This is a genomic window from Myxococcales bacterium (assembly GCA_016717005.1).
Classification (GTDB): domain Bacteria; phylum Myxococcota_A; class Polyangia; order Haliangiales; family Haliangiaceae; genus UBA2376.
Window position 1 is genome coordinate 506,590 of the sequence record JADJUF010000008.1, and the last position, 10,458, is coordinate 517,047.

The window sequence follows — 10,458 nt, forward strand, 5'->3', positions numbered from 1 at the left end:
GAGCCGGGCCCGGGCCTGGAAGCCGAAGGTGATGGCCTCGGTCAGCCCGGCGCCGGCGAGCGCGTGGCGCGCGATCGGCGGTGGTCGCGACCAGCGGCGCGGCGCCACGTCAGCGCCGGCAAGGTCGCCGGTACGTGGCCGTAGCCGACCACCCGCAGCACGTCCTCGATCAGATCGACCTCGCGCGTCAGATCCGCGCGCGCGCTGGGCGGGGTCACCAGCCAGCGGCCGTCGCCGTCGGCGGTGGCGACGCAGCCGAGCCGCGCCAGCGCGTCCTCGCACGAGGCGGTGGTGAGCGCGGTGCCGGTCAGCACCTGCGCGCGGGCCAGGCGCAGCGGCACCGGCGGGCGCGCCGGCGGACGACGATCGTGATCGACCTCGCCCAGCGCGATGCGGCCGCCGCCGAGCTGCGCCAGGAGCACCGCGGCCCGCGCCGCCGCGCGGCCAGCCAGCGCCGGATCGACGCCGCGCTCGAACCGCTGCGACGCCTCCGACAGCAGGTTCAGGCGCCGCGCGGTGCGGCGGATCGCCTTCTGATCGAAGCTGGCGCTCTCGAGCAAGATGCGCGAGGTGCCGGCGGTGACCTCGGTGGTGCGCCCGCCCATCACGCCGGCCAGGGCCACCGGCCCCGCGCCGTCGGTGATCACCAGATCGCCCTCGACCAGCGCGCGGTCGTTGCCGTCGAGCGTGGTCAGGCGCTCGCCGGCGTGGGCGCGCCGGACGCCGATCCGCGGCGGCGCCGCGAGCGTGTGCCAGTCGAACGCGTGCAGCGGCTGGCCCAGCTCGAACAGCACGTAGTTGGTGACGTCGACCAGGTTCGAGATCGGGCGCACGCCGACCGCGCGCAGCCGGGCCGCGAACCGACGCGGCGACGGCGCGACGGTCACGCCGTCGACGATCCGCGCCACGTACCGCGGGCACGCCCCGGCGTCGTCGATCGCCAGCTCGATGAGATCGGCGGCGCGCACGTCGCTGGCCAGGGCGGCCAGCTCGGCCGACAGGTCGCGCACGCGCAGGCGCCCGCCGACGAGCGCGGCGAGCTCCCGGGCCAGGCCCTCGTGGCCCAGGCAGTCGCCGCGGTTGGCCGGCACGTTGACGTCGAGCAGCCAGTCGTCGACGCCCAGCGCCTGCTGCGCCGGGGCGCCGAGCGGCGTGGCGTCGTCGGCCGCGAGCACGATGATGCCGTCGTGATCGTCGCCGAGCCCGAGCTCGTCCTCGGCGCACAGCATGCCGGGCGAGTCGACGCCCTTGACCGCCTTGGTGGCCAGGGTCATGCCGCCCGGCAGGGTCGCGCCCGGCGGCGCCCACAGCACCTTGCGCCCGGGCTCAGGCACGTGGGCGCGCCGCACACCACCTGGGTCGCCGGGCCCGTCGGGCGCGACGATGACGTCGACCAGGGTCAGCCCGGTCGACTGCGGGTGCGGCCGCTTGGCGACCACCTGCGCGACCACGACGCCGGTGAACCCACAGCCCAGATCGGTCAGGCCCTCGATCTCCAGGCCGCCCGCGGTCAGCGCCCGCGCGCCCTCCTCCACCGTCGGCGTCGTCGGCAGATCACACAACTCGAGCAGCCAGGACCAGAGCACCTTCATGAGAAACCTCGGGATCGAAGACAGAGACGGAGAGATGGAGAGAGAGAGAGAGAGACGGGGCAGCGTGGAGCCGGAGCCGGAACCGGAGCCGGAGCCGGAGCCGGAGCCGGAGCCGGAGCCGGAGCCGGACCGGAGCCGGAACCGGAACCGAGCCGGAGCCGGAGCCGGAGCCGAGCCGAGCCGAGCCGAGCCGGAGCCGGAGCCGGAGCTGAGGACCTGAGCCGGAGCCCGGAGCCGGAGCCGGAGCCGGAGCCCGAGCCGGAGCCGGAGCCCTAGAACTGGCTCAGGAACCGAAGATCGCCCTCGTAGTACAGCTTGATGTCGGTGACGTTGTGCCGAAGCATCGCCATGCGCTCGATGCCCATGCCGAACGCGAAGCCGGTATAGACCTCGGCGTCGATGCCGACCTGGGCGAACACGTCGGGGTCGACCATGCCGGCGCCGCCGATCTCGATCCAGCCGGTGCCCTTGCACAGCCGGCAGCCGGCGCCGCGGCAGAACGCGCACGTGAAGTCGACCTCGACGCCGGGCTCGACGAACGGGAAGTAGCTGGGGCGGAACCGCACCTCGAGCCCGCCGCCGCCGAAGAACCGGTTGGCGAAGTGGGTGAGCACGCCCTTGAGGTCGCTGAAGCGGATGCCGCGATCGACGACGAGCCCCTCGATCTGGCTGAACATCGGGCTGTGGGTGGCGTCGTCGTCGCGGCGGTAGACCACGCCCGGCGCGACGATCCGGATCGGCGGCGGGTGCCCCTGCATCGTCCGGATCTGCACGGGCGAGGTGTGCGTGCGCAGCACGATCTCGTCGGCGACGTAGAAGGTGTCCTGCATGTCGCGCGCGGGGTGATCCTTGGGGATCGCGAGCGCCTCGAAGGTGTGCCAGTCGGTCTCGATCTGCGGGCCCTCGGCGACCGCGAAGCCGAGCTCGGCGAAGATGTCGACCAGCTCGAGCCGGACCTGCGTCAGCAGGTGCAGCCGACCGGCGGCGACCGGCCGCGCCGGCAGCGTCAGGTCGACGGTGCGCGCCAGATCGGCGGCGCGGCGGGCGGCGGTCAACGCGGCCAGCCGGGCCTCGACCGCGGCGGCGATGGCGTCCTTGACCCGGTTGGCGGCCTCGCCGACCCGGGGACGGTCGCCGGGCGGCAGCTTGCCCAGCTCCTTCATCACCGCGGACACCTGGCCCTTCTTGCCGAGGAACTGGGCCTGGGTCGCGCGCATGGCCTGCTCGTCGTCGAGCGGCGCGATCGCGGTGGCGAACTCGCCGGCGAGCCGCTCGAGCTGCGCGATGAGATCGTCGGTTGCGGGTGCGGTCGTCATGGGTCCTCCGGCCGGGCCGGGCCCGGCGCCGAAAACACGTCGAGGCCGCATAGGCGGCCTCGGAAGTACGCGCGCTTGGTGCGCGACCGGCCGGCTACTTGGCGGCGGTGGCGATCGCCTGGAAGGCGGCGGGATCGCTGATCGCGATCTCCGACAACATCTTGCGATTGATCGCGATGTTGGCCTTGTGCAGCGAGCCGAGGAGCTTGGAGTAGCTGATGCCGATCGTCCGGGCCGCCGCGTTGATGCGGGTGATCCAGAGCGACCGGAAGTCCCGCTTGCGCACCTTGCGCGAGCGGTACATGTGCATCCATGCGTGCTGGACCGCCTCGTTGGCAGCGGCGTGGCAGCTGGAGCGCTTGCCGCGGAATCCCGAGGCAGCCTTCAGGATGCGGTTACGACGACGGCGGGCCTTGAAGCCACGTTTTGCGCGGGGCATGACGTACCTCTATCCTGAGTTTCAGGCGCCGTAGGGCAGCATCGCTTCGATCTGATGCTGCTGGCTCGCGCCGATGTACTTGCCGTTGCGGGCCTGACGCTTGCGCTTCTGCGACCGACCGGTCAACAGGTGGCGCTTGAACGTGCCGCCGAACTTGAACTTGCCGGTGGCGGTCTTCTTGAACCGCTTCTTGGCACCGGAGTGCGTCTTGATCTTGGGCATAGCTACCGGGGTTCCACCCGGGTTGGGCGGAAGCGGGTTTATGCCCGAACCGCCCGTGGCTGACAAGTCTCTTGTGTCGTCAAAAACCGGGATCCGCCCGCCCCGCCCGCTCCCTGCTGTACAAGGGCCCGAAAGCGCCCCGGGATGCGACCGGATTCGCACCTGATCGCCGGGCTGGATCCGTCACCGGGGTCCGGATCCGCGATCGGATCCGGATCCGAGACCGGCACCGAGACCGGCTCCGACACCGGCTCCGACACCGGGGCCGACACCGGCTCCGGCACCGAGACCGGCTCCGACACCGGCTCCGACTCCGACACCGGCTCCGACACCGGCTCCGGCTCCGGCTCCGACACCGGCTCCGACACCGGCTCCGACACCGGCACCGGCTCCGACGCCGACACCGGCTCCGAGGCCGGCTCCGACACCGGCTCCGACGCCGGGGCCCGGAGAGGCCGACCCTGGTGGATCAGGCCTCGGCGGGCGCTTCGGCCTCGTCGTCGTCGTCCGAGTCGTCGACGTCGGCGTTGATGGCGTCGAGGTCGTCGTCCTCGTCCTCCTCGACGTCCGGCGGCGGCGCGTGGCCCGCGGCCTTGGCCGCGTCCTTCTTGGCTTGCATGGCCGCGAGCTGCTGCTTGCGGATCTCGGAGGCGCGGCGGACCACGTTGGGCTTGGGCGCGATGATCATGATCATGCGCCGGCCTTCCATGTTCGGGATGACCTCGACGCCGGCCAGATCGGCGGTGGCCGCGACCACGCGGTCGAGCACGTTCTTGCCGGTCTGCGGGTGCGTGATCTCGCGGCCGCGGAACACGACCGCCAGGCGGACCTTGTTGCCCGCCTCGAGGAAGCGCCGGACATGCTTCACCTTGAAGTCCATGTCGTGGCCCTCGGTCTTCGGGCGGAACTTGATCTCTTTGATCTCGACCGTCGAGGCGTGCTTCTTGGCCTTCTGCTTCTGCTTGGCCTGCTCGTACTTGTACTTGCCGTAGTCCATGATCCGGCACACCGGCGGGAAGGCGCGGGGCGAGATCTCGACGAGGTCGAGGCCCTTCTCCTCCGCGAGGCGCACGGCCTCGTGGGTGGGCAGCACCCCGAGCTGCTCGCCACCGTCTTCGACGATGACGCGGACCTCGGGCACGCGGATGCGGTGATTGATGCGCAGGCCGCCCTGGGGGCGGCGGCGGTCGTCACGACCCGGGGGTCGGCCGTTCATGGAGAAACACTCGAAAACGTCATCGGAATCCTTGGAGGGCGTGGACCGCGCGGACGCGGCGCACCGGTTCTACCGCAACTCGCCGGGCGTTTGTCTAGCCCGGATCACGATCAGACACCGCGATCACGCCGCGGTGGGGGCCGGCAGCCCCCCACGGGGGATGGCCGCGGCGGCCCGGAGGTGCTCGATGAAGGCGTCGATGGCCATGGCCGGCAGCTGGGCGCCCTCGCGGGTCCGCACCGCCACCGCCCGGGCCTCGACCTCCTTGTCGCCGCACACGAGCATGAACGGCACCTTCTCGAGCTGGGCCTGCCGGATCTTCTGGCCCAGCTTCTCGCCGCCGGTGTGGGTGTCGACCCGGAACCCGGCCGCGGTCAGCTGCGCCGCGACCTCGTCGCAGTACGCGGTCTGGCGGTCGCCGATCGAGATCAGCCGGGCCTGGACCGGGGCCAGCCACACCGGGAACGCGCCGGCGTAGTGCTCGGTCAGGATCGCGAAGAACCGCTCGACCGAGCCCATCAGCGCCCGGTGGACCATGACGATGCGGTGCTTGGCGCCGTCGGCCCCGACGTACTGCAGATCGAAGCGCTCCGGCAGGTTGAAGTCGACCTGCACCGTCGAGCACTGCCACTCGCGCCCCAGGCAGTCCCGGAGCTTGAGGTCGATCTTCGGGCCGTAGAACGCGCCGCCGCCGGGGTCGACCTCGTACGGCAGGCCCGAGGCCTTGAGCACGTCGAGCAGCGCCGCCTCGGCGACGCGCCACAGGTCGGGCTCGCCGACCGAGTCCTTGGGCTGCGTCGCCAGGTACAGCTTGAAGTCGGTGAAGCCGAACGTCCGCAGGACGTACAGGCAGAAGTTGACGACCCGGGTCAGCTCGCCGGGGAGCTGCTCGCGGGTCATGAACAGGTGCGCGTCGTCCTGCGTGAACCCGCGCACGCGCAGGAGCCCGTGCATGACGCCCGAGCGCTCGTACCGGTAGACGGTGCCCAGCTCGGCCCAGCGGTGCGGCAGCTCGCGGTAGCTGCGCAGGCCCTTCTTGAACATCGTGCAGTGGAACGGGCAGTTCATCGGCTTGGCCAGGTACTCCTGACCGTCGACGTCCATGCCGGAGAACATGTTCTCCTTGTAGAACGACAGGTGGCCCGACTGCTTCCACAGCTCGTCGCGGGCGATGTGGGGCGAGCCGACCAGCTCGTAGCCGTTGGCGAAGTGCTCCTCGCGCCAGAACGACTCCATCAGGTGGCGGATGCGCGCGCCCTTGGGGTGCCACAGCACCAGGCCCGCGCCGATCGTCTCGTCGATCGAGAACAGGTCGAGGTCCTTGCCGATCCGGCGGTGATCGCGGCGCTTGGCCTCCTCGAGCAGCGCCAGGTGGGCGTCGAGCTCGGCCTTGGTCGAGAACGCGGTGCCGTAGATGCGCTGGAGCTGGGCGTTCTTCTCGTTGCCGCGCCAGTACGCGCCGGCGACGCTGAGCAGCTTGAACGCGCCGATCTCGCCGGTGCGCGCGACGTGGGGGCCGCGGCACAAGTCGAACCAGTCGCCGGTCGTAGCAGCTGACGACCGCGTCGGGCGGGAACGAGTCGATGAGCTCGACCTTGTAGGTCTCGCCCAGCGCGGCGAACCGGGCCTTGGCGTCGTCGCGCCCGAGCTCGTGGCGCTCGAACGGCTCGTTGGCCTTGACGATCCTGGCCATCTCGCCCTCGATCTTGGCGAGGTCGTCCTCGGAGAACGGCGCCGCGCGCTCGAAGTCGTAGTAGAAGCCCGTGTCGATCGACGGGCCGATCGTGACCTTGGTGCCGGGGAACAGGCGCTGGACCGCCTTGGCCATGACGTGCGCGGTCGAGTGGCGCAGCGTCTCGAGCGGCGACAAGGTCGGGGTGGCGCCGACCAGCCCCGCGAGGAGCTCCTGGTCGACGGCGGCGGCGGCGGGATCGATCTCGGCGGACATGCGGGCCGGGACTATGAGGGGTTTCGCCTGGGCCGACAAGCGGCGGCGCGCCCGGCCGCGACAGCGCGCACCCGGGGTGGTACTCCCCGGGGCCGTCCAGCAGGGCCCCTCGCCGCGCGGCTCGCCATGGCCCGCCCGCCCCAGCCCCCTGCCCCCACGCCGCCGGCGCCCGCGCCCGCGCCGGCCGCGACCTTGCGGCCGGGGCTCACGCTCAGCCCCCGGGTCGCGTTCCCGCCGGAGCTGCCGATCACCGCCCGGCTGGTCGATCTCGTCAACGCCATCGACGCCCACCAGGTGATCATCGTCGCCGGCGAGACCGGCTCCGGGCAAGAGCACGCAGATCCCCAAGAATCTGCCTGGCGATGGGCCGCGGCGTCCACAAGCTGATCGGCTGCACGCAGCCTCGCCGCCTCGCCGCCACCAGCCTCGCCAGCCGCGTCGCCAAGGAGCTGGACGTGAACCTCGGGGAGGAGGTCGGCTACAAGATCCGCTTCAACGAGCAGACGAAGCGCAACACCTACGTCAAGTTCATGACGGACGGGATCCTGCTGGCGGAGACCCAGGCGGACCCGCTGCTGCGCTCCTACGACACGCTGATCCTGGACGAGGCCCACGAGCGCAGCCTCAACATCGACTTCCTGCTGGGGTACGTGAAGCAGCTCTTGCCGCGCCGGCCCGACCTGCGCGTGATCATCAGCTCGGCCACGCTCGCGACCGAGCGGTTCGCGGCGTTCTTCGACGGCGCGCCGGTGCTCGAGGTGTCGGGCCGGACCTTCCCGGTCGACGTGCTCTACCGGCCGCAGCGCGAGGACGAGTACGACCTGGTCGACGCGGTCGCCAACACCGTCAACGAGATCGCCGAGCTCGATCCGCGCAACGACGTGCTCGTGTTCCTGCCGGGCGAGCGCGAGATCCGCGAGGCGGTCGCCGCGCTGACCGAGCGCGCGCTGCCGCACACGGTGATCCTGCCGCTCTACGCGCGCCTCGCGGCCGCCGAGCAACAGCGGGTCTGGAAGACGCTGCCCGAGCGCCGGGTCGTGCTCGCGACCAACGTCGCCGAGACCTCGCTGACGATCCCCGGCATCGTCTACGTCGTCGACGCCTGGCGTCGCGCGGGTCAACCGCTACAGCGTCCGCACCGGCGTGACCCAGCTGCTGATCGAGCCGATCTCCCGGGCCAGCGCCGAGCAGCGGAAGGGGCGCTGCGGCCGCACCGCAGAGCGGCGTCTGCTTCCGGCTCTACGAGGAGGAGGACTTCAAGGCCCCGGCCGGCCTACACCGACCCGGAGATCAAGCGGGTCGGCCTGGCCGGCGTGATCCTGCGCATGAAGGCGCTGGGCCTGGGCGCGGTCGAGTCCTACCCGCTGCTCGATCCGCCCAGCAAGCGCGCGATCGACGAGGGCTACCGCGTGCTCGAGGAGCTGGGCGCGCTCGACGACCGCGGCGCGCTGACGCCGATCGGCGCGCAGCTCGGCAAGTTCCCGATCGATCCGCGCCTGGGCCGGATGATCCTGGCCGGCCGCGATCAGCGGGCGCTGCGCGAGGTGCTGATCATCGCCGCGGCGCTGGGCCTGCAGGACCCGCGCGAGCGGCCCCTCTCCGCGCAGCAGAAGGCCGACGACGCCCAGCGAAGTTCCGCGACGAGGCCAGCGATTTCCGCCGGCTCCTGCGGCTCTGGGAGCTTCTGGCAGGCGGCCCGGCCGGTCCAGCAAGACCCAGCTGGCCCGGCTGTGCCGCGACCAACTTCCTTTCGGCCAACCGGATGCGCGAGTGGGCGGACATCCACGACCAGCTCGCCCAGGTCGCCACCGAGATGGGGTTCGCGCCCAACCACCAGCCGGCCGAGGCCGAGCAGATCCACCGGGCGCTGCTCCCGGGGCTGCTGAGCCAGCTCGGCCATCTGGAACCCGGAGGCCCGGGCCTACGCCGGGGCGCGGCAGATCCGCTTCATGCTCCACCCGTCCTCGGGCCTCGGCCAGAAGCCGCCGCCCTGGATCGTGGCGGCGGAGCTGGTCGAGACCTCGCAGCTCTTCGCCCGCAACGTCGCCAAGGTCGACCCGGCCTGGCTGGAGCGCTGCCGCCGGCCCGCTGCAAGCGCAGCTCGGCCACCCCCACTGGGGAGCAAGCAGGCGCAGGTCATGGCCAAGGAGCACGCCGCCGCTCTTCGGCCTGCCCATCGTCCGCGACCGCAGGGCCACTACGGGCCCATCGATCCCGGTGACCTCGCGGAAGCTGTTCCTCCGCCACGCCCTCCGCCCCGGGGAGTACAAGACCACGCGCGCCTTCCTGGAGCACAACCGGCGGATCTCCGAGCAGGCCCAGGCGCTGCGGGCCCGGGCCCGGCGCAGCGATCTGGTGGTGGACGAGCATGCGCTGGAGAGCTTCTTCGATCAGCGCGTGGGCGAGGGCGTGTACAGCGGCAAGACCTTCGAGGAGTGGCGCAGCAGGGCCGAGGCAGAGAACCCTCGGCTGCTGATGCTCACCCTGGACGACGTGCTGCTGGACGAGGCCGACGCCCTCGGGCCGGAGCGCTACCCCGACGAGCTGACCGTCGGCGGGGCGCGCGCTGCCGCTGGCGTACCGGTTCGACCCGGCCGAGGACGACCACGGCGTGACCCCGACCGTGCCGCTGGGCGTCCTGCCGCAGCTCGAGCCCGAGGTGCTGGCCTGGACCATCCCGGCCTGGCACCTGGCGTTGATCGAGGCGCTGCTCGACGGGCTGCCCAAGGCGGTGCGCAAGGCGCTGTTCCCGCTGCCGGAGCTGGCCCACGCGCTCGCGGTCGAGCTGCCGCCGTTCGGCGGGCCGCTGCTGCCGTCGCTCGAGCGCGCGATCTACGAGCGCACCGGCGAGCGGGTGCCGCGCGACGCCTGGGACCAGCGCGCGGTGCCGCCGTACCTGGGCCTGTCGTTCCGCGTCGTCGACGAGCACGACAAGGTGCTCGCGGCCGGCCGCGATCTGGCCGAGCTGCAGCGCCCTCGGCCAGCGCGCCCGCGAGCTGTGGGCCAAGGCGCCGCGGGCGCGCCACGAGCGCGCCGGCCTGACCTCCTGGGACTTCGACGAGCTGCCGGCGTCGGTGACGGTCGCGGTCGGCGGCCGCGCGCTGCTCGCCTACCCGGCCCTGGTCGACGCCGAGCGCGCCGTCGACCTGCGCCTGCTCGAGTCGGCCGAGGCCGCCGCCGCGGCCACCCGCGACGGCCTGCGCCGCCTCGTGCTGCTCCAGCTCGGCACGCCGCTGGCCAAGCTCGAGAACCAGCTCCCGCCGGCGCTGGCGAGCGGGCCGCTGGTGGCCCCGCGGGCGCCGTCGCCGCGCCAGCAGCTGGCGCTGCGCGCGCTCGATCTCGCGTTCGGCCTGACGCCGGCCGACCCGCTGCCGCGGCGCAAGGCCGAGTTCACCGCGCGCATGAGCGCGGGCCGCGGCGAGCTGGCGGCCACGCTGGTGCGGCTGGGTCGGGCCGCGGTCGAGGTCAGCGCCGAGGTCGACAAGACCGCCGCGGCGATCAAGGGCCTGGCCGCGCGCCCCGGCCACCCGCGCGCCGCGCTCGACGATCTGCGCAGCCAGCTCGCGCACCTCGCCCCGCCCGATCTGCTGCGGGTCACGCCCGAGGGCCGGCTCGCGCACATCGTCCGCTACCTGCGCGCGATCCAGGTGCGCCTGCCGCGGCTGATCCACGACCCGCGCAAGGACGACGCCAAGGCCGCGCCGGTGACGCCGCTGTGGCAGCGC

At 72.5% G+C, this 10,458-nt stretch carries 7 protein-coding genes and 2 pseudogenes; 3 read left to right on the plus strand and 6 right to left on the minus strand.

Annotation, left to right across the window (positions count from 1 at the left end):
• Window positions 1-41 precede the first annotated feature (41 nt).
• The 6 genes and pseudogenes from pheT to thrS all read right to left on the minus strand — a co-directional run bounded on the left by pheT (window position 42) and on the right by thrS (window position 6,733).
• Window positions 42-1,592 (minus strand): phenylalanine--tRNA ligase subunit beta, encoded by a 1,551-nt coding sequence (pheT, locus tag IPL61_11955; protein ID MBK9032020.1) that lies wholly within the window; start codon window positions 1,590-1,592, stop codon window positions 42-44.
• 272 nt (window positions 1,593-1,864) lie between these two features.
• Complete coding sequence (gene pheS / locus IPL61_11960; protein ID MBK9032021.1) at window positions 1,865-2,908, minus strand: phenylalanine--tRNA ligase subunit alpha; 1,044 nt, start codon at window positions 2,906-2,908, stop codon at window positions 1,865-1,867.
• A 94-nt stretch (window positions 2,909-3,002) separates the two neighbouring features.
• Window positions 3,003-3,347, minus strand: a complete 345-nt coding sequence (gene rplT / locus IPL61_11965; GenBank protein ID MBK9032022.1) for a 50S ribosomal protein L20 — start codon at window positions 3,345-3,347, stop codon at window positions 3,003-3,005.
• Between the two features lie 21 nt (window positions 3,348-3,368).
• Complete coding sequence (gene rpmI / locus IPL61_11970) at window positions 3,369-3,569, minus strand: 50S ribosomal protein L35 (protein ID MBK9032023.1); 201 nt, start codon at window positions 3,567-3,569, stop codon at window positions 3,369-3,371.
• 469 nt (window positions 3,570-4,038) lie between these two features.
• Entirely contained in the window at window positions 4,039-4,785 is a 747-nt protein-coding gene (locus IPL61_11975) for a translation initiation factor IF-3 (protein MBK9032024.1), read from the minus strand.
• A 123-nt stretch (window positions 4,786-4,908) separates the two neighbouring features.
• Window positions 4,909-6,733 (minus strand): annotated as a pseudogene (gene thrS / locus IPL61_11980) (threonine--tRNA ligase).
• A gap of 126 nt (window positions 6,734-6,859) precedes the next feature.
• Between thrS and hrpA the strand changes: the two are divergent.
• The 3 genes and pseudogenes from hrpA to IPL61_11995 form a co-directional block, all read left to right on the plus strand.
• Window positions 6,860-8,954: pseudogene (gene hrpA / locus IPL61_11985) on the plus strand (ATP-dependent RNA helicase HrpA).
• The gene (locus tag IPL61_11990) at window positions 8,903-9,775 is read left to right on the plus strand and encodes a DUF3418 domain-containing protein (GenBank protein ID MBK9032025.1); all 873 of its coding nucleotides are present in this window, start codon (window positions 8,903-8,905) and stop codon (window positions 9,773-9,775) included. Before hrpA ends, IPL61_11990 begins: the two are co-directional and overlap by 52 nt.
• Window positions 9,688-10,458, plus strand: a 771-nt coding sequence (locus IPL61_11995) for a DUF3418 domain-containing protein (protein ID MBK9032026.1), incomplete at its 3' end; no start/stop codon positions are given. The genes IPL61_11990 and IPL61_11995, both read left to right, overlap by 88 nt.

Bases quoted from the DNA above. Each gene is read 5' to 3' on its own strand.
- pheT (MBK9032020.1), bottom strand. From the start codon at position 1,592: ATGAAGGTGCTCTGGTCCTGGCTGCTCGAGTTGTGTGATCTGCCGACG.
- pheS (MBK9032021.1), bottom strand. From the start codon at position 2,908: ATGACGACCGCACCCGCAACCGACGATCTCATCGCGCAGCTCGAGCGG.
- rplT (MBK9032022.1), bottom strand. From the start codon at position 3,347: ATGCCCCGCGCAAAACGTGGCTTCAAGGCCCGCCGTCGTCGTAACCGC.
- rpmI (MBK9032023.1), bottom strand. From the start codon at position 3,569: ATGCCCAAGATCAAGACGCACTCCGGTGCCAAGAAGCGGTTCAAGAAG.
- IPL61_11975 (MBK9032024.1), bottom strand. From the start codon at position 4,785: ATGAACGGCCGACCCCCGGGTCGTGACGACCGCCGCCGCCCCCAGGGC.